The organism is Vibrio sp. Vb1026, assembly GCF_033338745.1.
In the GTDB taxonomy this organism is placed as follows: domain Bacteria; phylum Pseudomonadota; class Gammaproteobacteria; order Enterobacterales; family Vibrionaceae; genus Vibrio; species Vibrio alginolyticus.
In genome coordinates this window covers 27896-53528 of record NZ_JAWOTH010000006.1, presented here as the reverse complement: position 1 = coordinate 53528, position 25633 = coordinate 27896, and the positions used below count along the sequence as shown (strand labels likewise).

24 protein-coding genes are annotated in these 25633 nt (G+C 45.2%); 20 read left to right on the top strand and 4 right to left on the bottom strand.

The features are described 5' to 3' along the window. The first annotated feature begins 5 nt into the window (after positions 1-5). The 15 genes from ispC (at position 6) to R7E47_RS11445 (ending at position 17851) form a co-directional block, all read left to right on the top strand. Positions 6-1211 carry a 1-deoxy-D-xylulose-5-phosphate reductoisomerase gene (gene ispC / locus R7E47_RS11515; protein ID WP_017636039.1) on the top strand — a complete coding sequence of 402 codons (1206 nt, stop codon included), beginning with the start codon at positions 6-8 and terminating at the stop codon, positions 1209-1211. Further along, entirely contained in the window at positions 1211-2569 is a 1359-nt protein-coding gene (rseP, locus tag R7E47_RS11510) for a sigma E protease regulator RseP (protein WP_017820751.1), read from the top strand. Before ispC ends, rseP begins: the two co-directional genes overlap by 1 nt. A 44-nt stretch (positions 2570-2613) precedes the next feature. Further along, positions 2614-5028, top strand: a complete 2415-nt coding sequence (gene bamA / locus R7E47_RS11505) for an outer membrane protein assembly factor BamA (protein ID WP_005391802.1) — start codon at positions 2614-2616, stop codon at positions 5026-5028. Between the two features lie 13 nt (positions 5029-5041). Beyond that, on the top strand, positions 5042-5551 hold the full coding sequence (locus R7E47_RS11500; RefSeq protein ID WP_005391804.1) for an OmpH family outer membrane protein: 510 nt from the start codon (positions 5042-5044) through the stop codon (positions 5549-5551). A gap of 6 nt (positions 5552-5557) precedes the next feature. Next, positions 5558-6589 carry a UDP-3-O-(3-hydroxymyristoyl)glucosamine N-acyltransferase gene (gene lpxD, locus R7E47_RS11495; RefSeq protein ID WP_005380347.1) on the top strand — a complete coding sequence of 344 codons (1032 nt, stop codon included), beginning with the start codon at positions 5558-5560 and terminating at the stop codon, positions 6587-6589. 232 nt (positions 6590-6821) lie between these two features. Next, complete coding sequence (gene fabZ / locus R7E47_RS11490; RefSeq protein ID WP_005380349.1) at positions 6822-7274, top strand: 3-hydroxyacyl-ACP dehydratase FabZ; 453 nt, start codon at positions 6822-6824, stop codon at positions 7272-7274. A gap of 1 nt (position 7275) precedes the next feature. Then, the gene (lpxA, locus tag R7E47_RS11485) at positions 7276-8064 is read left to right on the top strand and encodes an acyl-ACP--UDP-N-acetylglucosamine O-acyltransferase (RefSeq protein ID WP_005380357.1); all 789 of its coding nucleotides are present in this window, start codon (positions 7276-7278) and stop codon (positions 8062-8064) included. Between the two features lie 119 nt (positions 8065-8183). Further along, positions 8184-9323 carry a lipid-A-disaccharide synthase gene (gene lpxB, locus R7E47_RS11480; protein WP_318084303.1) on the top strand — a complete coding sequence of 380 codons (1140 nt, stop codon included), beginning with the start codon at positions 8184-8186 and terminating at the stop codon, positions 9321-9323. A 9-nt stretch (positions 9324-9332) separates the two neighbouring features. Then, on the top strand, positions 9333-9968 hold the full coding sequence (rnhB, locus tag R7E47_RS11475) for a ribonuclease HII (RefSeq protein ID WP_318084302.1): 636 nt from the start codon (positions 9333-9335) through the stop codon (positions 9966-9968). An 81-nt stretch (positions 9969-10049) separates the two neighbouring features. Further along, a complete protein-coding gene (dnaE, locus tag R7E47_RS11470) occupies positions 10050-13529 on the top strand; it encodes a DNA polymerase III subunit alpha (RefSeq protein ID WP_006741668.1) in 3480 nt (1159 codons plus the stop codon). A gap of 46 nt (positions 13530-13575) precedes the next feature. Then, positions 13576-14535 (top strand): acetyl-CoA carboxylase carboxyl transferase subunit alpha, encoded by a 960-nt coding sequence (accA, locus tag R7E47_RS11465; protein ID WP_318084301.1) that lies wholly within the window; start codon positions 13576-13578, stop codon positions 14533-14535. Positions 14536-14642: 107 nt separating this feature from the next. Continuing rightward, positions 14643-15953: a tRNA lysidine(34) synthetase TilS gene (tilS, locus tag R7E47_RS11460; protein ID WP_318084300.1), complete on the top strand. Its 1311-nt coding sequence runs from the start codon at positions 14643-14645 to the stop codon at positions 15951-15953. 70 nt (positions 15954-16023) lie between these two features. Continuing rightward, the gene (locus tag R7E47_RS11455) at positions 16024-16338 is read left to right on the top strand and encodes a cytochrome c (RefSeq protein WP_318084299.1); all 315 of its coding nucleotides are present in this window, start codon (positions 16024-16026) and stop codon (positions 16336-16338) included. A 188-nt stretch (positions 16339-16526) separates the two neighbouring features. Beyond that, the gene (gene glnB / locus R7E47_RS11450; RefSeq protein ID WP_005380372.1) at positions 16527-16865 is read left to right on the top strand and encodes a nitrogen regulatory protein P-II; all 339 of its coding nucleotides are present in this window, start codon (positions 16527-16529) and stop codon (positions 16863-16865) included. Positions 16866-17005: 140 nt separating this feature from the next. Then, positions 17006-17851 carry an endonuclease/exonuclease/phosphatase family protein gene (locus tag R7E47_RS11445; RefSeq protein ID WP_285334686.1) on the top strand — a complete coding sequence of 282 codons (846 nt, stop codon included), beginning with the start codon at positions 17006-17008 and terminating at the stop codon, positions 17849-17851. Position 17852: 1 nt separating this feature from the next. Here R7E47_RS11445 and R7E47_RS11440 read toward each other — a convergent pair whose 3' ends face one another. From R7E47_RS11440 to gloB, 3 genes are all read right to left on the bottom strand, one after another. Next, positions 17853-18539 carry a YIP1 family protein gene (locus tag R7E47_RS11440; protein ID WP_033905504.1) on the bottom strand — a complete coding sequence of 229 codons (687 nt, stop codon included), beginning with the start codon at positions 18537-18539 and terminating at the stop codon, positions 17853-17855. Further along, entirely contained in the window at positions 18536-20119 is a 1584-nt protein-coding gene (locus tag R7E47_RS11435; RefSeq protein ID WP_213967821.1) for a LysM peptidoglycan-binding domain-containing protein, read from the bottom strand. The genes R7E47_RS11440 and R7E47_RS11435 overlap by 4 nt, the downstream gene beginning before the upstream one ends. A 254-nt stretch (positions 20120-20373) precedes the next feature. Continuing rightward, on the bottom strand, positions 20374-21132 hold the full coding sequence (gloB, locus tag R7E47_RS11430; RefSeq protein ID WP_017636045.1) for a hydroxyacylglutathione hydrolase: 759 nt from the start codon (positions 21130-21132) through the stop codon (positions 20374-20376). A gap of 37 nt (positions 21133-21169) precedes the next feature. On the opposite strand from gloB, the gene R7E47_RS11425 reads away from it, so the two are divergent. Further along, the gene (locus R7E47_RS11425; protein ID WP_017636046.1) at positions 21170-21916 is read left to right on the top strand and encodes a class I SAM-dependent methyltransferase; all 747 of its coding nucleotides are present in this window, start codon (positions 21170-21172) and stop codon (positions 21914-21916) included. On the opposite strand, the gene rnhA is transcribed toward R7E47_RS11425, so the two are convergent. After that, positions 21913-22377 carry a ribonuclease HI gene (rnhA, locus tag R7E47_RS11420; RefSeq protein WP_005380384.1) on the bottom strand — a complete coding sequence of 155 codons (465 nt, stop codon included), beginning with the start codon at positions 22375-22377 and terminating at the stop codon, positions 21913-21915. The two genes, R7E47_RS11425 and rnhA, sit on opposite strands and share 4 nt — an antisense overlap. 59 nt (positions 22378-22436) lie before the next feature. Between rnhA and dnaQ the strand changes: the two genes are divergently transcribed. The 4 genes from dnaQ (at position 22437) to R7E47_RS11400 (ending at position 25622) form a co-directional block, all read left to right on the top strand. Then, on the top strand, positions 22437-23159 hold the full coding sequence (dnaQ, locus tag R7E47_RS11415; protein ID WP_005380385.1) for a DNA polymerase III subunit epsilon: 723 nt from the start codon (positions 22437-22439) through the stop codon (positions 23157-23159). A gap of 8 nt (positions 23160-23167) precedes the next feature. Beyond that, a complete protein-coding gene (locus R7E47_RS11410; protein WP_017820744.1) occupies positions 23168-24418 on the top strand; it encodes a TIGR03503 family protein in 1251 nt (416 codons plus the stop codon). Positions 24419-24620: 202 nt separating this feature from the next. Continuing rightward, on the top strand, positions 24621-25178 hold the full coding sequence (locus tag R7E47_RS11405; RefSeq protein WP_053304069.1) for a nucleotidyltransferase domain-containing protein: 558 nt from the start codon (positions 24621-24623) through the stop codon (positions 25176-25178). Positions 25179-25229: 51 nt separating this feature from the next. Further along, complete coding sequence (locus R7E47_RS11400) at positions 25230-25622, top strand: DUF1353 domain-containing protein (protein WP_017633769.1); 393 nt, start codon at positions 25230-25232, stop codon at positions 25620-25622. The last annotated feature ends 11 nt before the right edge of the window (positions 25623-25633 follow it).

Here is a 25633-nt window from a genome sequence, read left to right as displayed (position 1 = left end):
ACAACATGCAAAAGTTAACGATTCTTGGTGCTACTGGATCAATTGGTGCAAGCACGCTTAAAGTGGTCGAACAAAACCCAGATCTGTTTTCTGTCGTTGCCTTAGCGGCAAGCACTAACGTTGAAAAGATGATCGGTCTATGTTGTCAGTGGCAACCTAAATATGCGGTCATGGCAGATAAGGCTGCGGCGTCTCAACTTCAAGCTGAGCTACACTTGGTTTCGCCAGGTACCGAAGTGCTAGGTGGTACTGATGCGCTATGTCATATAGCTTCGCTGGACGAGGTCGACAGTGTAATGGCTGCTATTGTAGGAGCCGCTGGCTTATTGCCAACCATGGCTGCCGTGAAAGCAGGTAAGCGAGTCTTGTTGGCAAATAAAGAAGCACTTGTAATGTCAGGCCAGCTATTTATTGATGCTGTAGAAGAATTTGGCGCAGAGCTACTTCCCGTCGACAGTGAACACAACGCCATTTTCCAATGTTTACCACAGCAGGTACAAACCAATCTAGGTCGTTGCAATTTACAAGAACATGGCATTTCTCATATTTTGTTGACTGGATCTGGTGGTCCTTTCCGTTACACTGACATCGCAGAACTGGAGCAGGTGACACCCGCTCAGGCGATTGCTCATCCAAACTGGTCGATGGGGCCAAAAATTTCTGTTGACTCTGCCACGATGATGAATAAAGGCCTTGAGTATATCGAAGCTAAGTGGCTATTTAATGCTGCTCGCGAACAACTGAAGGTGGTTATTCACCCTCAATCGGTAATTCATTCTATGGTTCAGTATCGTGATGGTTCGGTCTTGGCACAAATGGGAGAAGCGGATATGGCGACGCCAATTGCGCTCACCATGTCATACCCGTCAAGAGTGGAAGCTGGGGTTAAGCCGCTAGACTTCACGAAAGTTGGTGAGCTGACGTTTTTGCAGCCTGATTTTGCTCGTTACCCATGTTTAAAACTCGCAATTGATGCCTGTTATGAAGGTCAACACGCAACAACAGCATTGAACGCAGCTAATGAAGTCGCTGTTGATGCATTTTTAAATAACAGACTAGGTTTTACCGATATTGCTCGCATCAATGAGTCTGTGTTGAATAAAATCAACGCAAGCTGCAAAGCTGAGAATGCGAATAGCTTGGAAAGCTTGCTCGAGCTAGATAGAATGGCACGAACTATTGCCCTAGAAACCATACGCGAGCGTAGCTGATGACTGGTATATTGTGGAATCTCATTTCTTTTATCGTCGCACTGGGCATTCTTGTTGCCGTGCACGAATTTGGGCATTTTTGGGTTGCTCGCCGTTGCGGCGTTAAAGTTGAAAAGTTTTCAATCGGTTTCGGCAAGTCTATTTGGAGTAAAGTAGGCAAAGACGGAACGGAGTACAGCATCTCAATGATCCCTCTCGGCGGCTATGTGAAAATGGTTGATAGCCGTGTCGATGAGGTGCCAGAACATGAGAAGCACCTAGCGTTTGATAAGAAGCCGTTATGGAAGCGAACCTCTATTGTTGCGGCTGGCCCCATCTTTAATTTTCTTTTCGCAATTTTTGCCTATTGGCTGGTATTTCTAATTGGTATCCCGGCTGTTAAGCCTGTAATTGGTGAAGTTACGCCCAATTCGATTGTTGCGGAAGCTGGAATTGAATCTGGAATGGAACTTAAATCGATATCTGGTATCAAAACTCCGGATTGGGAATCAGTAAATATGGGATTGATTTCTCATATTGGCGATGATTTGATGACGGTAACACTAACGTCAGCGAATGAAGTTGGTTCAGAAGTAACGAAAACGCTCGATTTACGTGAGTGGAAGTTCGACCCAGAAACTCAGTCAGCGATGCAGTCGTTAGGTTTTACTCCGTATACACCGGAGGTGTATCGAGTTATCGAGCAGGTCTCGCAAGGTGGAGCGGCGGAAAAAGCTGGTGTGCTTCCAGGTGATGAGGTTGTCGCAATTGGTCAACAACGCGTAACCGAATGGAAGCAAGTGGTTGAAGCGGTTCGTTCTAATCCTGATACACCGCTTGAATTGACGGTGTTACGTCAGGGTTATGAGCAAACATTGACGCTGACGCCCGGTAGCCGTGAGCTAGCTAACAAAGAAGTCGTTGGTTTTGCAGGTATTGCACCTAAAGTCGCAGAATGGCCAGAAAGTTATCGCTTCGATCTTCAGTTTGGTGTATTCGAGTCAATAGGTAAAGCAGTAGACAAAACTGGCCAAGTCATTGGTTTGACAATCAGCATGCTTAAGAAGCTGATTGTTGGAGACGTTGGTCTGAATAATCTGAGTGGACCAATATCAATAGCCAAAGGCGCAGGCGCGACAGCAGATTATGGTTTGGTCTACTTTTTAGGTTTTCTCGCTCTAATTAGTGTTAACCTAGGTATTATTAATCTCGTTCCTTTACCAATGTTGGATGGCGGTCATTTGTTGTTTTTTGCAATTGAAGCAGTCATTCGACGTCCTGTTCCTGAGAAAGTGCAGGAAATGGGCTTTAGAATTGGTGGTGCGATCATCTTCTCGCTCATGGCGTTAGCGCTATTTAATGATTTTACTCGTCTGTGATAGTTCAGAGACAAAAGCAGTAGCAAGGAATAATTAGAACAAGTATGGCGATTAAGCGAATTCTATTTGCAAGTTTACTGGCGACCAGTGTATCTGCAAATGGAGCAGAGAACTTCGTAGTTCAAGATATTGAAATCGATGGATTGCAGCGTGTAGCACTGGGTGCTGCATTGTTGAAAATGCCTGTACGTGTCGGTGATACCATTGGCCAAGGCGATGTTGCAGAAATTATCCGCGCCCTGTATGCATCTGGTAACTTTGAAGATGTGAAAGTGTTGCGTGACGGTGGTGTTCTGATGGTTCAAGTCAAAGAACGTCCTACCATTGCAAGCATCTCTTTTTCAGGTAACAAAGCAATCAAGGACGAGCAGCTACAAGAAAACCTGAACGCGTCTGGCGTTCGTGAAGGTGAAGCGCTTGACCGCACCACGCTAAGCAACATTGAAAAAGGCTTAGAAGACTTTTACTACAGCGTAGGTAAATACAACGCAACAGTAAAAGCGGTGGTGACTCCACTACCACGTAATCGTTCTGATCTTAAGTTTGTCTTTACTGAAGGTGTGTCGGCAAAAATTCAGCAAATCAACTTTATCGGTAATGAAGTGTTCAGTGATGAAGAACTGCTTTCGCGCTTTAACTTAAATGTTGATGTGCCGTGGTGGAATTTCCTTTCTGATGAAAAGTATCAAAAGCAAGTTCTTGCAGGTGATATTGAAGCACTCAAATCATTCTACCTGGATCGTGGTTACTTAAAATTTAACGTTGATTCGACACAAGTTGCAATCTCTCCTGACAAGAAAGGGGTATACATTACTCTTGGTCTAGAAGAGGGCGAGGTTTACACCGTTAAGGACGTGAAGTTCCGTGGTGATTTGATTGGCGAGGAAGCGACGTTCGAAAGACTTGTGCCATTTGAAGACAATGAGACATACAACGGCTCGTTGGTTACTTCAATGGAAGAAGGGATTAAGCGTGTGCTTGGTGAGTCCGGTTATGCTTATCCTCAAGTGAATACCATTCCTGAGTTTGACGACGAGAATCAAGAAGTTTCTTTGGTCGTTAACGTAGATCCGGGTAACCGAATTTATGTTCGTGACATTCGCTTCACGGGTAATAACTCAACCAAAGATGAAGTCCTTCGTCGTGAAATGCGTCAGATGGAAGGCAGTTGGTTGAACTCGAAATCGATTGAAACGGGTAAAACTCGTCTAAATCGTTTGGGCTACTTTGAAAATGTTGAAGTACAGACGGTTCGAGTTCCTGGTAGTGATGATCAAGTTGACCTAGTTTACTCTGTCAAAGAAGCGAACTCTGGTAGCGTTAACTTCGGTGTTGGCTACGGCACAGAATCGGGTGTGAGCTTCCAGGTTGGCCTGCAACAAGATAACTTCATTGGTAGTGGTAACCGTGTTGGTATCAACGCGATGATGAATGACTACCAGAAAAACATCAGTCTAGATTACCGTGATCCGTACTGGAACTTAGACGGTGTAAGCTTAGGTGGTAAGGTTTTCTATAACGAATTTGAAGCGAAAGAAGCCAATATCGTTGACTATACCAACGAAAGCTATGGCGCGAGCTTAACGTGGGGTTTCCCATTCGATGAGTTGAACCGTTTTGAATTCGGTGTCGGTTATACGCACAACAAGATCGGTAACTTATCGCCTTACTTACAGGTAGAGCAGTTCTTACGAGCACAAGCAGACAACATTGATTCTAGTGGAGCGTTGAACACAAACGATTTCGACTTCAATATCTCTTGGACACGTAATAACTTAAACCGTGGCTACTTCCCTACGGCAGGTAACCATCAGCGTGCATTCTATAAAATGACCGTACCTGGCTCTGACGTTCAATACTTCAAAATGCAGTACGATGTTCGTCAGTATGTGCCATTGACTAAAAAGCACGAGTTTACCCTCTTGTTCCGTGGCCGCTTAGGTTACGGTAATGGTTACGGTCAAACGGATGGCAACGATAACTTGTTCCCATTCTACGAAAACTACTACGCAGGTGGCTTTACATCGCTTCGTGGCTTTGGCTCAAACTCTGTTGGTCCTAAAGCGGTTTACCGTGATACATCTGGTTCAAACAATGGCGCAGATACAGCAACAGATGACTCTGTTGGTGGTAACGCCGTAGCGCTAGCAAGTGTTGAGTTGATTGTCCCAACACCATTTGCATCAGAAGAAGTACAAAACCAAATTCGTACCAGTATCTTCTTTGATATGGCAAGTGTTTGGGATACGGAGTTTGACTACCGCGATTCAGGTGCGGAATATGGTGACCGTTACTACTACGATTACTCAGATCCAACCAACTACCGCTCTTCTTACGGTGCGGCGTTGCAGTGGATGTCTCCAATGGGGCCACTAGTCTTCTCACTAGCGAAACCAATTAAGAAATTTGATGGCGATGATGAAGAGTTCTTCACATTCACTATCGGTAGAACTTTCTAAAGAGGAAAATATTTTGAATAAAATGATCAAAGCGGCTGGGATTGGCCTTCTTGTACTGAGCTCTTCAATGTTTGCAAATGCGGCAGAAGCTGCACAGAAAATTGCTTACGTAAATACAGCTCAAGTCTTTCAAGCTCTTCCTCAACGTGAAGTTGTACTACAAAAAATGCAGAAAGACTTCAAAAGCAAAGCTGATGAACTGAAGTCAATCCAAGCACAAGCTAAAACAAAGATTGAGAAGCTACAACGTGACGGCGAGCTTTTGGGTCAAGACGAAGTTGAAAAGCTACGTATCGATATCGCGAAGCTAGACAGCGAGTACAAAGTGAAAGCACAAGCACTTGAAAAAGCAAGTGCGCGTCGTGAAGCTGAAGAAAAAGCGAAGCTTTTCAAAACGATTCAAGATGCAGTTAAGAAAGTCGCAGACAAAAATGGTTACGATCTTGTGATTGATATCTCTGCTTTGCAGTACGGCAAGCCAGAATACAATATCTCTGAAGACGTAATTAAAGCTCTAAAATAAGAAGTTATGAAGACATTGACATTAGCCGAATTGGCGACAATTACCGGGGGTGAGCTGTTTGGTGACGAGTCTCTCGTTGTAAGCCGTGTTGCCCCAATGGATAAAGCACAAGAAGGTGACGTAACCTTCTTGTCTAACCCAAAATACGCAAAACACCTTTCTGAGTGCCAAGCTACCGTTGTTATGGTAAAGGCTGAGCATAAAGATCAATGCGTTGGAAATGCGCTAGTGGTTTCAGACCCTTATGTCGCATTTGCTCGTGTGGTTCAAGCGATGGATACCACACCAAAACCGGCAGACGATATTGCACCAAGTGCTGTGATTGCCGCTGACGTTAAGATGGGTGAGAACGTTACAATCGGCGCTAACGCTGTGATTGAAACGGGCGTAGAACTCGGCGATAACGTAAGCGTTGGCGCTGGTTGTTTTATCGGTAAGAACGCCAAGCTAGGGAATAACACCAAGCTTTGGGCTAATGTCACTATCTACCATGAAGTGTCATTAGGTGATGACTGTCTTGTTCAATCGGGTACCGTCATTGGCTCTGATGGCTTCGGTTATGCGAATGACAAAGGCGAGTGGATCAAAATCCCTCAGCTTGGTTCAGTGCGTATCGGTAACCGCGTTGAGATTGGTGCTTGTACTACGATTGACCGCGGTGCACTCGAAGATACTATCATTGAAGACAATGTCATTCTGGATAACCAACTTCAAATCGCGCACAACGTGCAGATCGGATATGGTACCGTGATGCCTGGTGGTACTATTGTCGCGGGCAGTACAAAAATTGGTAAGTACTGCCAGATTGGCGGCGCGTCTGTTCTGAATGGCCATATCACTATCGCAGATGGTGTGGCGATTACAGGTATGGGCATGGTAATGCGCAGTATCGAAGAAAAAGGCCTTTACTCATCAGGTATTCCACTACAAACGAACAGAGAGTGGCGTAAAACTGCAACTCGAGTTCACCGTATTGATGAGATGAATAAGCGCCTGAAAGCGGTTGAAAAACAGCTGGAACAGAAAGAAGAAATTTAGAACAAGTTATCTTTCGCTCTGTATTTAACGTGAAAGCTAACAGGCTCTAGTTCCATATTCTGTACGAAGACTCGCGAAATGCGGGTCTTTTTCTTCTATAATGACGCGCTCTAAGTAGATTTAACTCCAAGATGGTGCGTATTTTGCTAGTATATTGCAAAGCGATTCGGCTTTACGACCTGTTGCCACGTTTGCCATCTTGGCGGCAAAAAATTGATATAGGAAGACGACTTTGACTACTGAAAAGAAAACGATGAACATCTCTGAAATTCAAGAGCTACTACCTCATCGCTACCCATTCTTATTGATCGACCGAGTGATAGACTTCCAAGAAGAGAAGTACCTTCACGCGATTAAAAACGTGTCGGTTAACGAACCTCAGTTCACAGGTCACTTTCCTCAACTACCAGTATTCCCAGGTGTTTTGATTTTAGAAGCAATGGCTCAGGCAACAGGCTTACTTGCATTTAAATCATTTGGTGCACCAACAGAAAATGAACTGTACTACTTTGCAAGCGTAGACGGCGCGAAATTCCGTAAACCAGTGGTTCCGGGCGACCAATTGGTTATTGAGGTAGAATTTCTGAAAGAACGTCGCGGCATTGCTGCATTTAGCGGTGTAGCAAAAGTTGACGGCGAAGTGGTATGTTCTGCAGAACTGAAGTGTGCTCGTCGAGAGTTTTAATATGATTCATGAAACCGCTAAAATCCACCCGGCAGCGGTGGTAGAAGAGGGCGCCAAAATTGGTGCTAACGTAACAGTAGGTCCTTTTACGTACATCACCTCTACGGTTGAAATTGGTGAAGGCACAGAAGTGATGTCTCACGTTGTGATCAAAGGTCACACAACTATTGGCAAAGATAACCGTATTTTCCCACATGCTGTCATTGGTGAAGAAAACCAAGACAAAAAATACGGTGGTGAAGACACAACTGTGGTTATCGGTGACCGTAACGTCATTCGTGAAGCGGTCCAAGTTCACCGCGGCACAGTGCAAGACAAAGCAACCACGATCATTGGTGATGACAACTTATTGTGTGTGAATGCACACGTTGCGCATGATGTTGTTATTGGTAACCACACTCATATCGGTAATAACTCGATTCTTGGTGGTCACGTTACTGTTGATGACTATGCCGGTGTGATGGCACTGTCTGCGATTCATCCGTTTTGTACAGTGGGCGCTTACGCATACATTGGCGGCTGTTCAGCTGTGGTGCAAGATGTCCCAGCTTATGTACTCGCGCAAGGTAACCACGCTACTCCATTCGGCTTGAACCTTGTTGGCTTGAAGCGTAATGGCTTTGAGAAACCAGAGATTCGTGCGCTACAAAAAGCGTATAAAGAAATCTACCGTTCAGGTAAGACGCTAGAAGAAGTGAAGCCTATTCTGGCTGAAATGGCTCAAGAGTGGCCGGCTGTGAAGCGTTTCTCAGATATTCTGGAAACGACGGAACGTGGCATTATTCGTTAATTGGCGAATGAACCAATAAATAAAAAGATCGTGACCAAATTTGAGGTTACGATCTTTTTGTGTTTTATGGATAAGGCAAACCGTTATCCATAGCGCACAGGAAAAATAGCGAAGTAGATATGGAAAGACCATTACGTATTGGCATCATTGCCGGAGAATTGTCTGGCGATACGCTAGGTGAAGGCTTTATCAAAGCAGTAAAGCAACAATATCCAGACGCAGAGTTCGTAGGCATTGGTGGTCCGAAAATGATAGCCCAAGGTTGCGAGTCTCTGTTTGATATGGAAGAGCTTGCGGTGATGGGATTAGTCGAGGTTTTAGGCCGCTTACCGAGACTTCTTAAAGTGAAAGCTGAGCTCGTTCAGTATTTTACTCAGAATCCGCCTGATGTTTTCATCGGGATCGATGCTCCTGACTTCAACTTACGCCTGGAGCTTGACCTCAAGCAAGCGGGCATTAAAACCGTTCATTACGTGAGTCCGTCTGTTTGGGCTTGGCGTCAGAAGCGCATCTTTAAAATAGAAGCGGCAACGAACTTGGTGCTAGCATTTCTTCCGTTTGAGAAAGCGTTCTACGACAAATTTAATGTACCTTGCGAGTTCATTGGTCATACCTTGGCTGATGCCATCCCACTAGAATCAGAACAAGCGCCTGCACGTGAGTTGCTTGGTTTAGAACAAGATAAAAAGTGGCTTGCTGTCCTGCCAGGCAGTCGTGGTAGCGAGTTAAAAATGCTCTCAGAGCCATTTATTGAAACCTGCAAGTTACTCCATAAAAAATTTCCAGAACTGGGGTTTGTTGTCGCGCTTGTTAATCAAAAACGCCGTGAGCAGTTTGAACAAGCATGGAAAGAGCTAGCGCCAGAGTTGGACTTCAAGTTAGTTGATGACACCGCACGCAACGTCATCACCGCATCCGATTCCGTGATGTTGGCCTCCGGTACCGTAGCGTTGGAGTGTATGCTTCTCAAGCGTCCAATGGTGGTGGGTTATCGTGTGAATGCATTTACTGCTTTCTTAGCTAAACGTCTATTGAAAACGAAGTATGTGTCATTGCCGAATATCTTGGCGGATGATGAGCTCGTCAAAGAATATCTACAAGATGAGTGCACACCAGACAATTTGTTTACTGAGGTTTCTCGCTTATTGGAAAGCGACAATAAACCGATGTTAGATAAGTTTACGGAAATGCATCATTGGATCCGTAAAGATGCGGATCAACAAGCCGCAAACGCGGTTCTAAAACTGATTGAAAAATAGAGATTTATCATGGCTGTTAAACCAAAAGCGACCAAAACCAAAGTTGAACTCCCTCCGTTTGAATATCCGCAAGGTTACCAGCTTGTGGCCGGAGTCGACGAGGTAGGACGTGGCCCTTTGGTGGGAGACGTCGTCACCGCTGCGGTTATCCTTGATCCTCACAATCCTATTGAAGGGTTGAACGATTCGAAAAAATTGACCGAAAAGAAACGCATGGCGTTGCTTCCTGAAATCAAAGAAAAAGCATTGGCGTGGGCGGTCGGGCGTTGTTCTCCTGAAGAAATTGATCAACTGAATATTTTACAGGCGACTATGGTTGCGATGCAGCGTGCAGTGGCGGGGTTACAGGTTCAACCTGATTTGGTGTTGATTGATGGTAACCGTTGTCCGGAGCTGCCAATGGATGCTCAAGCTGTAGTAAAAGGCGATCTACATGTTGCCGAAATCAGTGCGGCTTCCATTATTGCCAAAGTCGTGCGTGACCAAGAGATGGAAGAGTTGGATAAACTTCATCCACAATTTGGCTTCGCGAAGCACAAAGGTTACCCAACTAAAGCGCACTTTGAAGCGATTGAGCAACACGGAGTGATCAGTGAACACCGCAAGAGTTTCAAGCCAGTAAAAAAAGCGTTAAGCATAGAATAATCAAACGATCTAATTGGTGTTATAAACCCAACCTCTTTAGGTTAGAATCCCCAACAAAATAGAGTTACACGGTACCTGTTAATGTCAGATCCCAAATTCATCCACCTGCGTGTTCATAGTGACTTCTCGATGGTGGATGGCCTCAACAAAGTTCCGCCAATCGTAAAGAAAGTTGCTGAGCTCGGTATGCCCGCAATGGCGTTGACCGACTTTACCAACCTATGTGGTTTGGTGAAGTTTTACGGTACGGCGCATGGCAGTGGTGTTAAACCGATCATTGGTGCTGACTTTAAAATGCAGTCGGACGAGTTTGGTGAAGAGCTGACACAAGTGACTTTGCTTGCGGCGGATAATGTAGGTTATAAGAACCTGACGTTATTGATATCAAAAGCGTACTTACGTGGACATGTTCAACACCACCCAGTGATTGACAAAGCCTGGTTGGCTGAAATGTCTGAAGGCCTGATTGTATTATCCGGCGGTAAAAGCGGAGAAATTGGTCGCGGCCTTTTGAAAGGCAACCGTCAAATAGTGCAAGGGTGTGTTGATTTCTATAAACAGCATTTTCCAGATCGCTTTTATCTTGAGCTACTTCGTACCGGTCGTCCAGATGAAGAAACTTATCTTCACTTTGCGGTTGAATTGGCAGAGCAGCAAGACTTGCCAGTAGTGGCGACCAATGAAGTTGTATTCCTGAGTCCAGACCTATTTGATGCTCATGAAATACGCGTAGCGATTCACGATGGTTACACATTAGAAGATCCGCGTAGGCCAAAAAACTACAGTCCGCAGCAATATCTTCGTACAGAAGAAGAAATGTGCGAGCTGTTTGCTGATATTCCTGAAGCGTTAGAAAACAGTGTCGAGATAGCGAAGCGTTGTAACGTGACTGTGCGCTTAGGGGAGTACTTCCTACCAGCTTTCCCAACCGAAGGGATGAAAGAGACTGAGTTCCTAGTCATGAAATCCCGAGAGGGGTTGGAAGAGCGTTTAGAGTTCCTATTTCCAGATGAGGAAGAGAGAAAACGTCGCCGCCCTGAATATGATGAACGTCTTCAGATAGAGCTAGATGTTATCAACCAAATGGGATTTCCTGGTTACTTCTTGATCGTAATGGAGTTCATCCAGTGGTCAAAAGATAATGGAATTCCTGTCGGTCCTGGACGTGGTTCCGGTGCTGGTTCTTTGGTGGCTTACGCACTAAAAATCACCGATCTGGATCCACTAGAATACGACTTGCTGTTCGAACGTTTCTTGAACCCAGAACGTGTTTCGATGCCCGATTTCGACGTCGATTTCTGTATGGATAAACGTGACCAGGTTATTGACCACGTTGCGGAAATGTACGGTCGTGACGCGGTGTCTCAGATCATCACGTTTGGTACCATGGCGGCAAAAGCGGTAATCCGTGACGTTGGCCGCGTATTGGGCCACCCATTTGGTTTTGTTGATCGTATTTCAAAGCTGATCCCGCCCGATCCAGGCATGACACTAGATAAAGCGTTTAAAGCTGAACCTGCACTACCTGAATTGTATGAGGCCGATGAGGAAGTTAAAGAACTCATCGACATGTGTCATATTTTGGAAGGCTGTACGCGAAACGCCGGTAAACACGCTGGTGGTGTTGTAATTTCACCTACAACAATTACCGATTTTGCGCCAATTTATGCAGACGCTGAAGGTCACTTCCCGGTTACTCAATTTGATAAAAACGATGTTGAGACCGCTGGCCTAGTTAAGTTTGACTTCTTGGGTTTACGTACCTTAACCATTATTGACTGGGCGTTAGGGCTGATTAACCCACGTCTAGAGCGAGAAGGTAAAGAACCGGTTCAAATTGAATCCATACCGTTAGAAGACCCTGCCTCTTTCCGTTTGTTGCAAAACTCTGAAACGACAGCAGTATTCCAGCTTGAATCTCGAGGCATGAAAGAGCTGATCAAACGACTTCAGCCAGACTGTTTCGAAGACATCATCGCATTGGTAGCACTCTTCCGTCCGGGTCCTTTGCAATCGGGCATGGTAGATAACTTTATCGACCGTAAACATGGTCGAGAAGCGATCTCTTATCCAGATGAAAAGTGGCAACACGAGTCTCTAAAAGAGACGCTTGATCCAACCTACGGCATCATCCTGTACCAAGAGCAGGTAATGCAGATTGCGCAGATCTTAGCGGGTTACACGCTAGGTGGTGCGGACATGCTCCGTCGTGCAATGGGTAAGAAAAAGCCAGAAGAGATGGCAAAACAACGTGCTATCTTTGAAGAAGGTGCGATAAAGAACGGTATCGATGGCGAGTTGGCGATGAAAATCTTCGACTTGGTAGAGAAGTTCGCCGGTTATGGTTTTAACAAATCGCACTCTGCTGCTTATGCATTGGTTTCTTATCAAACTCTTTGGCTGAAAACACATTATCCTGCTGAATTTATGGCTGCGGTAATGACAGCCGATATGGATAACACGGAAAAAGTCGTTGGCTTGGTCGATGAGTGTTTCCGTATGAAGCTTACCGTGCTGCCACCAGACATCAACTCTGGCCTATATCGCTTTAATGTTGATGAAAATGGCGCAATTGTTTACGGTATTGGTGCGATAAAAGGGGTTGGTGAGGGCCCTATCGATGCGATTCTTGAGGCGAGAAATAAAGGTGGTCACTTTAAAGACCTATTTGATTTCTGTGCTCGAGTTGATCTAAAACGCGTCAATAAACGAGTGATAGAGAAGCTGATTTACGCGGGTGCGTTGGATCGACTAGGCCCACACCGCGCGGCGATGATGGCGTCACTCAATGATGCGGTAAAAGCAGCAAGTCAACATCACCAAGCTGAGGCGTTTGGTCAAACGGATATGTTTGGTGTGCTAACGGATGCACCTGAAGAAGTAGAGCATAAGTATACGCAGGTTCCGCCTTGGCCAGAAAAAGTGTGGTTAGAGGGCGAGCGTGATACCCTAGGTCTATATTTGACAGGGCACCCAATTAACGCCTACGTAAAGGAACTAAACAAATACACCAGTTGTCGACTAAAAGACGCAACGCCCACTCGCCGCGATCAATCTGTCACGGTAGCCGGCCTGGTTATTGCCGCTCGTGTAATGACGACCAAACGTGGTACACGAATTGGTATTATGACACTGGATGACCGAAGTGGTCGCATGGAAGTGATGTTGTTCTCAGATGCACTGGATCGATACGCTGAACTTCTCGAAAAAGACAGAATTTTGGTCGTTTCTGGACAGGTCAGCTTTGATGACTTCAACGGTGGCCTTAAAATGTCGGCGCGTGAAGTTATGGATCTCGGCAGTGCGCGCGAGAAATACGCTCGTGGTTTGTCGGTATCGATAGATGCAACTCAGATCAACGATCAGTTTTTTGAGCAGTTCAGCCGTATTTTAGAACCGCACAAAGCCGGAACCGTACCCGTCAATGTATACTACCAGCGTGCCGACGCCAGAGCGCGGTTAACATTGGGCACCGAGTGGCGAGTAACGCCAAGTGATACATTACTCGACGATTTAAAACAGTTACTTGGCAAAAGCCAGGTAGAACTCGAATTTAACTAAAAATTCAGCGCAATATGTTAGACGCTGAGTAAACAAGGATTCATAGATGAGCCTAAACTTTCTTGAATTTGAAAAGCCAATTGCAGAACTAGAAGCGAAAATTGAAGCACTACGTGATGTCTCTCGTCACGGTGGTGATTCTGCGATTGACCTGGATAAAGAAATCGAACAGCTTGAGAAGAAAAGCTTAGAGCTGAAGAAAAAAACCTTCAGCGACCTAGGCGCATGGGAAACAGCTCAACTGGCTCGTCACCCACTACGTCCTTACACGCTGGATTACATCCAACACGCTTTTGAGGAGTTTGATGAATTAGCGGGTGACCGCGCGTTTGCAGACGACAAAGCGATTGTGGGTGGCATGGCTCGACTTGAAGGCCGTCCAGTGATGATCATCGGTCATCAAAAAGGTCGTGAGACCAAAGAAAAGGTGAAACGTAACTTTGGTATGCCGAAACCAGAAGGTTACCGTAAAGCGCTACGTTTGATGGAAATGGCAGAGCGTTTCAGCATGCCGATCATCACATTTATTGACACGGCTGGTGCATACCCAGGTGTGGGCGCAGAAGAACGTGGTCAATCTGAAGCTATCGCGAAAAACCTAAAAGTGATGTCTGGTCTTAAAGTACCAGTAATCTGTAACGTTGTCGGTGAAGGCGGTTCTGGTGGTGCACTAGCAATCGGTGTAGGCGACTACGTGAACATGCTTCAGTACTCTACGTACTCAGTAATTTCTCCTGAGGGTTGTGCTTCAATCTTATGGCGTGATTCAGACAAAGCGCCACAAGCGGCAGAGGCAATGGGTCTAACTGCTCCGCGTCTTAAAGAGCTTGAACTGATCGACGAAATCATTGAAGAGCCACTAGGCGGCGCTCATCGCGATCATGTTCAAATGGCAGCGAATATGAAAGCGACACTACTTCGTCAGCTAGAAGATCTAGAACAATTGGATGAAGAGACGCTACGTGAGCGTCGTTACCAGCGTCTAATGAGCTACGGTTACTGTTAATTTCGGTGATTGCTATTAAGCGTTAGCTGATATCTCAAGTGATAACAGTTAAAATAGAAAGGGTTGGATGAGAGTCCAGCCCTTTTTTTGTACCTATCGGATCGCTTATGGAATCGCTTTACCCGCATTTTGCTCAAGTTCTCGGCCGCTACTATCAATTAGGCACTAAGGTTGTCTTGGCGTTTAGCGGAGGAGTGGATTCACGTCTTTTACTCGAATTACTCAGTCGCTACCAACAGGCGCACTCTGTAGAGTGTCACGCTGTGTATGTGCACCATGGTTTAAGCTCGAATGCCGATAATTGGGCCGATAAATGCTTACTTTGGGCACAACAAGTGGGGATATCGTGCTCGATCGAGCGAGTGAGCTTAGACATCAGCAATGGTGAAAGTATTGAACTTCTTGCTCGTGAAGCTCGCTACCAAGCCTTAACTAAGTACATTCAAGAAGGCGATATACTGTTGACTGGTCAACATGCCGACGATCAAATAGAGACTTTTCTCCTTGCGCTTAAGCGCGGCAGCGGGCCTAAAGGGTTATCTTCGATGGCGGAGAGTATGCCGTTTTCTTGCGGATCTCTAGTTCGACCATTGCTTACTATCAAGCGGAAGACCATCGAAGAAGCCGCTACTAAATTAGGCTTGGAGTGGGTGGAAGACGAAAGCAATCAAGATACCCGTTATGATCGTAACTTTCTTCGTCATTGTGTTATTCCTGAATTGTCTGGTCGCTGGCCGAGTATCCATCAAGCGGTTCAGCGCAGTGCAAGTTTATGTGCTCAACAAGAAGCGCTATTGGATGAACTATTGAGCGCGGTGTTTGAACGCGCTTTACAAACGGATCTAAGTTTGAGTATTGAAGAACTGGCTAAGCACAGTGGATTAGCGCGTGCGCGCTTGATTCGTATGTGGCTGGCTAAGCTTAATACTAGTATGCCGACTCAGGTACAACTCAATCTTATCTGGAATGAAGTCGCATTAGCTCAGCAAGATGCCAACCCCAAACTACAACTTAAACAAGGTGAAGTGCGCCGTTTTCGAAATCGTCTCTATTGGGTAACGGAAATCGCTGACATCACTGAGTGGCAAAGTACGATTCAAGTCGATACCGTTTTATCGCTTCCAGAGCGGCTAGGGGAGCTGACCTTAACGACGAGTTCTAGCAACGCAACGATTGCGCTTCCGAGTCAGCCAGAATTGCTTCGCGTGACCTTTAATCCGGAAGGCTTATCAGCGCATCCAACCACGCGTAATCACAGTCGAAAACTGAAGAAGTTGTTCCAAGAATACAATGTGCCCAGCTGGCTGCGTCGTCAAATTCCGATTTTGATGTATCAAGACCGAGTCGTTGCTGTGGCAGATCTGTTCGTTGATCAGGCGTTTAATGGTCAAGATTGTGAACTTATTTGGCGCAGGTAATGAAAATTCATGCCACAATGTCGATTATAAAATATAAAAATCCTTAAATAATAATTGATTAGGTGAAGCAATGAAGAAAACAATCATGGGCGCAATGGTGGCGCTAACCATGTTCAGTGGGCAAGCTCTAGCTGCGGGAGATACTGCAGCAGGTCAAGCAAAGTCGGGAGTATGCGCGGCGTGTCATGGCGCTGATGGTATTGCTGTCATTCCGGGTTACCCAAATCTGAAAGGGCAAAATGAGCAATATATTATCAGTTCAATTAAAGCTTATAAAAATAAAGAGCGAACAGGTGGACTTGCTGCTGTGATGCAAGCTCAAGCTTCATTGTTGTCTGATGAAGACATCGCTAACCTAGCGGCTTACTACGCAAGTTTGAAGTAAACGTGAGCCTGAAGTAAAGCTTGGACGATTGGGCATTGAGCAGTCCTCATTGGGTTTTATCAACTCACGATATTCGCTATGTTAATTTGCTCAGCCTGGATTTTCGCTGGTGGAGCAGAGACAAACATTGAATGTTGCGAAACGCTAAACGATAATAAGCGCAATCGATTGAAGCTTAAGGGATGAACATGAAAAAAATTGAAGCGATTATCAAGCCATTTAAACTGGATGATGTTCGAGAAGCGCTAGCTGAAGTTGGCATTACAGGGATGACCGTCTCTGAAGTGAAAGGTTTTGGTCGCCAAAAAGGTCACACAGAGCTTTACCGTGGTGCAGAGTATATGGTGGACTTTCTACCTAAAGTGAAGCTCGAAATCGTTGTAACGGAAGATGTGGCTGATAAATGCGTAGAGACAATCATTGAAACCGCGCAAACTGGTAAGATTGGTGATGGTAAAATATTCGTCACTGATATTGAGCGTGTGGTTCGTATTCGTACTGGTGAAGAAGACGAAGACGCGATCTAAGGTTTCTTGTCACCTGTTTCGTATTTATTATGCTAAAAGGGAGCCAAGTGGCTCCTTTTTTGTTGTTTGCTTATTAGTGAAATCATTTAACCCGAGATTGGTTGTTCTAGATTTCGGGTGCCTACATTCAGGTTTGTCGTATGTTTAAGCGTTTTTTTCTGGCGTTAGCTTTTCTTATTATGGCGGTATTGGTCGGCTTCCAGGTTATTTTCACCGTACCAGATCAGCCGCAAATCATTACTCAAACAGGCTCAGAGTTGACGCAGGATATTAGGTGTATCGAATTTAGCGGCTCAAAAGCTCTGGATCAGGGCGGTGAAATCAATGTACTTGTCTGGAATATCTACAAACAGAACCGAACGAATTGGCAAAGTGCACTCAATGAATTCTCTGCTGATAAGCAGCTGCTGTTATTGCAAGAAGCCAGCATGACACCATCTTTTAAGCAATGGTTGGTGGATGGCAACTGGGTCAGCAATCAAGTGAGTGCCTTTAAGGCATTGGGCAGCGGTGCCGGTGTGATTAGTATTGCTCAAGGGCAACCAGAAAAAGCCTGCGCTTACACCTCTAAAGAGCCGTGGCTGCGCTTACCTAAGTCTGCATTATATAGCCAGTATCACTTGAGTAATGGCGAGAAACTCGCAGTGGTGAATGTACATGCGATTAACTTCACCGTGGGTACAAAAGAGTATGTATCTCAGTTAACGGCGCTTGAAATGCTTTTAAAGCATCATGTGGGGCCAATTCTATTTGCTGGAGACTTCAATAGCTGGAGTGAATCTCGCGTTAATGCGATGAGGCAGGCCTTAAAGGCTGCGGACTTACAAGAGGTGACGTTCTTGCCGGATCATCGAGTCCAATTTATAACAGGGTTACCACTGGACCATGTGTTTTACCGAGGTCTGACGCTTAAGTACGCAAAAGCGCCGCAGAGCGACGCTTCCGATCATAACCCATTGTTATTGTCATTTACGTTAAATGACTAGCTTAGGTTACCACAATATAAAGTGCCCAAATAACGTAGAAGAATACCCATGGCAGGCTTGCAATCACCAAAGCTTGGCCACGTTCAAACTCCGTCCACGTCAGTACAACGCCGTAGCCGAGCACAATGTACCAAGGCAGAAGCAAAGGTAACGAGCTAGCGAAATGAGACCATTCGTTAGTAAGAGGCAGCTTTAATAGACCATTGAGGCTATTTAAATCGGCAGCGTAAGTCATTACCTGACCATGCTTGAGTAGCAAGCTCGCGTAGCTTGCTACATCGCCCAATACTGCTGGGAATAAGATAGCACACGATGCGGCAAACCATTTCCAGTAACCGTATTGTTGTTTGCTTGCCTTTGTTGCAAGAAAGAACCAAAGCGCGAGCAATATTAAGGTGGCAAAGCGGTTGAATACATCATTGATGATCGCGCTTGCCATTAGCGTGTTTGGTTCTAATAGCTCAATCTGCTTCGGGTCGATTTGCTGAAATTGCGCAGCAAGTTGGTCACTGAGCCACGTGAAATCGACATTCGAAAAGTAAGCACCCCAGAATAAAAACGGACTAAGCATCAGGAAGATGAACGGTTGCCATCCCCATCCACCGCGTTGATAAAGCGCGAGAAAACAAGATGTTGGAGAACGAAAAATGTCCAACAGCATCACAAGTGGATTGCTTGATGGGTTCATACACTTACCTTCGTTACGTCAACGTACAACTTAAGCTTTTGACCTGGTTGTAAGTATTTTTTCTTGTGTAGCGAGTTCCATTTCACGATGTCGTTTGTTTTTACTTTGAACTTGCTTGCAATGCCGCTAATGGTGTCGCCAGAGCGAACGTTGTAGAAAACGGTACGGATCACAGAACCTTTGTCTGAGTCCTTCCATATCACTAGCTTTTGACCCACACGCAATGGATCTTTAGGGCTCATACCATTCCATTTAGCTAACGATTTATACGACACTTTATTGTTACGTGCGATTGACCACAAACTTTCTCCAGACTGAACGACATGGGTGAGCTTGAGTTGACCACGAGCACGAGATTGAGTCTTGTTTAATCGGTTTTGTGCCGTTAATGCGTATTTTGCATCGTCTTTTGTTGATGTCGGAATCAACAGGTATTGACCAATACGAATATTGTTATTCGATAGGCCGTTGGCACGTCGAATGACTTTCGTGGTTGTGCCGTATTTATTAGCTAGCACGCTTAAAGAGTCGCCAGATTTCACCTTGTAGCGAGCGACCTTCATCCCTTTACCGCGATTTTTCTCCACCTTGGTGAGAAAAGTCTCTTTTTTCTCTACGGGAATCAAAAGTTGGTGCGGCCCCTCAGGCGCTGTCGACCACTGGTTGTATGCTGGGTTGTAACTCTGCAACTCTTTTACGCTAATGCCGGCATAATCTGCGGCAATAGCCAGATCTAACTGCTCTTCTGGATCAACAAGCGTTAGAACAGGCTTGTTTGGAATTGCAGGAATATTAAGTCCGTACTTGTCTTGGTTTGCGATAACGTCAGCCAAGGCCAATAGCTTAGGAACGTAACTGCTGGTCTCTTTTGGTAAGTCTAATGAGAAGAAATCGATAGGTTTACCGAGCTTTTTATTCTTACGAATTGCGCTAGAAACTCGGCCTCCACCGCTGTTATAAGCGGCGATTGCATGTTCCCAGTTACCATCAAAACGCTCGTTTAGTTGTACTAGGTAGTCCAGCGCTGCATCCGTTGCTGCTGCCACATCTCTGCGACCGTCATACCAGTAGTTTTGCTCTAATCCCATCATTTTTCCGGTGCCTGGGACAAATTGCCACAACCCAGCCGCGCTACCATGTGAGTAGGCAAAGGCATCGAATGAACTTTCCACTACAGGAAGTAATGCAAGCTCCATTGGGAGTCCGCGCTCTTCGATACGTTTTGTGATCATGTATAGAAAAGGAGTCGCACGCTTAGATACCGTGTAAAGGTGATTTGGGTGCTTTAAATACCACGTACGGTAGTAGTCCACTTTCTTGTGGTTTGGGATATCCATGTCCAGCTGCATGGCGATACGTTGCCACACATCTTCTTGTTCTTGGGGGGAGAGAACTTTAGGCGTGTCGTTAGCGGATTTTTTTGCTAGTGACGATTTATTGCCCGGTTGAGCTTTTACTGCATTTTGCTTTGCAGTCTGCTCAGATTTATTGGTTTCTGGTGTAGAAGACGTTGAATCTGACTGAGTCAATTGACAGCCAGATAATAACAACGCCAACGCCCAAGTATACTTCAAACGCATGGATTCAGCCTATTTAGGGCCTGTTTATCTTCACCTGCCTGTCGCGCAACGTAATGTGCGTGGCAGTCGCAAGATAATAGACATCTTTTAAACACTAACTAATTTATAGAGGCAAAGAGCTTCTAATTATGCAATGGGGAGAAATTCAAATAGATTTATATCAACCCCAAACGTAAGAGAAGCGCCAGTGGCGCTTCTCGAAAAATCAGTCCCTGATAATACTGGGGTCTTGCAAACTTACAAGCAGAAAATGGTTAAAATTCGTTCTTCCACTCGCGTAAAGCAGTAAAAACCGAGCATGGATCGCTATTTTTAATGCGACTAGCAACAGATTGAACCACGTCAGGGTTAGAGGTTCGCAAGAACGGATTAATCCACTTTTCTTTGCGTATTGTTGTTGGAAGTGTCGGAATGTTGAGTGCTCGCAGTCGGTTTACATCGTCGCGATATTGGCGAAGTTGCTCATTGTCAGGTTCAACCGCTAGAGCAAACGCCACGTTACTCGCGGTGTATTCATGCGCGCAGAAGACTTGAGTTTCTTCTGGTAGAGACGTTAGTTTGCTCAGTGATTCAAACATTTGCTCAGGCGTACCTTCAAAAATACGACCGCAGCCAGCAGAAAAGAGCACATCACCGCAAAACAGTTTTCCGTCCCCAACGTAACCGATATGGCCCAAAGTATGGCCGGGTAACCCAAGTACTAAGAAAATCTCACCAAACAACTCCAGCTTGTCGCCTTCTTCCATTGGTGTCGTTAGGGTTGGAATTGGCTCTGATTTTGGGCCCACAACGGCGACGTCAGGAAATGCACGCACTAAGTCTGGAACGCCACCAATGTGATCGTTGTGGTGGTGCGTAATTAAAATCGCTTCTAAAGTTAATTCGTTAGCCTGCAGAAATTCTAATACTGGCTTCGCATCGCCCGGATCAACGACTGCGCAGCGCTTATCGCTATTTTGTATCAGCCAGATGTAATTATCATTAAATGCGGGTATGCTTTTGATCTCTAACACGATTCGTTCTCCGTCACCCATTTTAGTCAGGTGGTTAATGAAACCAGCACTCAGCAACAAAACTATACCACACCCGTCGACTTGGTCAGCAATGAACAACGGTCCGTGGGTGCTTGAGTCAATCCAGACCCGACTTGATGAATGGTGCCCGAAACTCTTCGGCTACCATATGCTCAAACTGGGCGGGTTGAGCTGTGAGCTAACCAGCTGTAATTGTAACATTCAACACCAAGTCAACGTAGATATCCAGAACCCGTTGCATAATGTGATTGCAGATGGTTACGAATTACCCTTTTTGGAAAAAAGCTTTGATGTTGTGATACTCGCTCATCAGCTCGACTATGCAAGCGATCCACACCGTTTGTTGCGTGAAGTCGATAGAGTGATGATGGATGATGGCTATGTAATTATTACTGGATTCAACCCATTAAGCTTGACTGGATTAGCGAGTTTGCTTCCATGGCGTAAACATAATTTGCCTTGGAGTGGACGAATGTTTACGTCGAACCGCATCAAAGATTGGTTAGGGTTACTTAATTATCAAGTGATTCATTGTGATCGTTATGCGCTGTTTCCGATGAAACGTTACCGTACGATGTGGACATGGTTGGAAAATAGTCTTGGTGATTGGGCATCACCCGCTGGGAGTTTGTATTACATAGTCGCGCGGAAACGGACATACCCTCTCAAGCCTATCAAACCGCATTGGCGCTTGAAGAAAAAGCTCACACCACTTGGGGTGATGAATCGAGAGGGTAACACTATGAGGAAAGAATCTCGCTAAGAGGGTTGGTAACCTGTATCTTCCTCAGTTGGGTTTTCTGCAGCAGTCCGGGCTAGCTCATCACACATTTCGTTCTCACGATGGCCCGCGTGGCCTTTTACCCAATGCCATTCAACTTGATGGCGTGCGGTTTCTTTGTCTAGAGCTTGCCATAAATCGGCATTCTTCACGGGTTTTTTATCCGCTGTTTTCCAACCACGCTTCTTCCAGTTATGGATCCACTGAGTAATACCTTGGCGCACATATTGGCTGTCAGTCGTTAAAGTGACTTTACAAGGTTGTTTTAACGTCTGTAGCGCGACGACAGCCGCCAACATTTCCATGCGGTTGTTGGTAGTTAACGTATAGCCTTTGGAAAGTGTCTTTTCTACGTCTTTGTAACGCAATACTATGCCGTAACCACCTGGTCCTGGGTTACCTAAACAAGAACCGTCAGTGAAAATCTCAACGTGTTTGGTCATATTTTTTGGTACTATTAGCCGAAACATTTAATAAAGCATAGTCTGACATACATAACCTTATGAATACCAGCAGCAATTCTGAATATAACCGCATTGTCGTTCTCGATACCGAAACCACAGGTATGAACCGCGAGGGTGGTCCTCACTACATGGGACACCGCATTATTGAAATCGGTGCCGTGGAGATCATCAACCGTAAGCTGACTGGTCGTCACTTCCACGTTTATTTAAAACCCGATCGTGAAATCCAACCAGAAGCGGTTGAAGTTCACGGTATTACGGATGAATTCTTGGTTGATAAACCGGAATACGCGAGCGTGCACCAAGAGTTTCTTGAGTTTATTAAAGGCGCAGAACTTGTTGCCCACAACGCGCCCTTCGATACCGGCTTTATGGATTACGAGTTTGGCATGCTCGATCCTAACATCGGCAAAACGGACGACTACTGCAAGGTGACCGATACCCTTGCTATGGCGAAGAAAATCTTCCCTGGTAAGCGAAACAACCTTGATATCTTATGTGAACGTTACGGTATTGATAACTCGCACCGTACACTCCACGGAGCTTTGCTCGATGCGGAGATTCTAGCCGACGTTTACCTCTTTATGACGGGTGGTCAAACGAGTCTAGAATTTAACGCGAATAAACAAGAGGGTGGGGTAGAAACCATTCGTCGTATTGAAGGAAGAAAAGCGCTAAAGGTTTTGCGCGCAAGTGCCGATGAACTAGAAGCTCACCAAAAAAGATTAGAGTTGGTGAACGACTGTATTTGGCATCAATAGGAGAAGCTATGTTGAGGGCTTTGTTGGTCGCGTTTTTAGCGATATGGAGTAGTCTCTCGAGTGCTGCGAGTGAATCTACAATGTCTTTGTTAGACAATCGCTTTCGAGTTGATCCAACCATCGAGCAGATCACGTTTTTGGTTTATCGTGAGCAAAGTTCTCAGCCAGTTGTTTTAGTCCGTCCTGACGGTAAAAAATACTATGCTTGGGGCTCTTACGACAATGTACGTTGGTATCAAGAAGCCTCACTCGATATTATTTCCGTTGATAACCCGATGCCAGGTCCATGGCAGGCTGTGGGGAAAGTTACGCCTAAAAATAACATCCGCTTAATTTCTCACCTAAAGCTCAGTACGGACCTGTTCCCAAACCGATTATATAATGGGGAAGCGCTTAAGTTTACAGCTCGCCTGACCTCCGACGGCAAACCTCTTGTATTGCGCGACTTCCTTGATCGCGTGAATCTGCGCGTGACATTTACCAAGTTTGTCGAAAATGAAGATGAGCTGATCAAAGAAGCTCGTCCAGTGCCGATGGTTGTGGGTGAGTTTGCTGATGACGGCCGCGGCTTGGATGAAAAAGCAGGGGATGGAGTGTTCACGGTTCAGCTCCCAATAGACGTTGAGCCTGGTAAGTACCGCGCGCGCATCACGTCTGGCAATGGCGTATTCTTACGAGCGCAAGAACAAGTCATCTTGGTTTATCCGAACCCAATCTCTCGTACTTTTATTCAGGCTCGTAATCCCGATAAGCCACATCAATTAGTGGTGAGTGGTGAGCAAGGTATGATTGCACCAGGCTCTATTGCAGTCACAGTGAAAAAGGACGCTCCCGATGGTTTCATTAGTTACAGCCAAGGACAGGTCTCTAAAGATGGAATGAGAGTTACGTTGAACCTCAATAACGATGCTGAGCTTGGTAAGTACGCATGGCGCGGCGAGATCTTTACCACTGATTTTGCAACCCAGCGTCCGTTGGTGTTTCCTATTCCAGAGCAAACCTTCAGTGTTGTTGATGAAGTTGATCTAGAAGCTGCTCGAATTGCAAAAGAAGCTGAATTAGCCGAGCAGCGCCGTATTGAAATGGAAAAGCAAATTATCGCTGAGCGGGAGGCTGAGCGTAAGCGCAGCATGATTATTATCGCGGTGGGTAACGTGATAATGCTGCTGATTGTGATCATTGCATGGATAGTCTGGCGCAAAATTAAAGCGAAGCGCGATGCCATGCCAGAGATGCAGTTAGAAGTGCCAAAGAAATAGTAGTAACACATAAAGCGAGAAACGGAGCCAATCGGCTCCGTTTTTTCAGTTTAAGTTTGAGACAGAATTTGATGTTTCTCATGGTCATTAATCATTTTATTTTAAAGTAACACCATGATTTAACGTTGATTAATCATAATAAAGCTCGCATGATACTGTTTACGTTTCGACTTGATTTTAGTGCGTATCGACGGAGTGAATTATGACAATTGGAGAGTTAGGACTAGAACATTTACCACGACAAAAGGCCTTGGTTGAGTCAGCTTATGATGCCTTTTGTTCTGAAAAAGACGTTGTTGCCGCGGTATTGCTTGGTTCATTGTCATCAGGACAAGGTGACCGTATTTCGGACGCTGATGTTGTTGTATTTACTCAAAACAACTTCCATAAAGCCTCAGAGCCTTGCTTTACCCAGTTTGAAGCTAATAAAGACATTTTTTATCGCCTTGAGGGAGAGCACAACGAAAATGCGTGTTTCAAAAAATACATTTTTAATGACCTAACCAGTGCAGAGATTCATTGTTTAGATCTCTGTGAGCCCTTCAAACTTTCTAAGCCATTTAAGACTTTATTTGATAAAGCTGATGTGATTGGGGGCATGGTTACTGATGAACCTGCGCCAAAGCATGAAGATTTCCCAGTTTATACCAGTGGTGATCAAGGACTGATCTGGGAACTCTTTGATTGTATTAAGTGGTTGAGCAGAGATAACCATGAGCTTGCTAAGTCCTATTTGAAAAAACTCTCTGAGAAACTCTAATTTGAGAGTCATCTCCGTTCCTCCCACTGAAGTTAGCTAGGCGGTTAGGTTATGAAATACAAAAAGCGTCAGAAGTATAAATACACTCTCCATTCTGAAGAAAAGATTGAGACTCACATTTCAGTGAGTAACGCGTATGACAGCCCTTTTCTTAGTTTGTCCAAACAAGGCGTGTTAACGATTAAAAAGGGCTATGCATGGGATGGAGCGAGTGGGCCAGCGTTAGACACAAAAAACATTATGAAAGCTTCTTTAGTGCATGATGCTCTTTACCAACTCATGAGGGAAGAGGTGTTGCCACAAAGTGCTCGAAAGCATGCGGATACGTTGTTGAGAGAAACATGTTTAGAAAAAGGAATGTCTAGCTTCAGAGCAACTTATATCTATTATGGCGTCAGAGTTGTCGGTGGCTTCTTTTCTAGACCTGATACTTTGTGTGCTTAATGGGAACATCT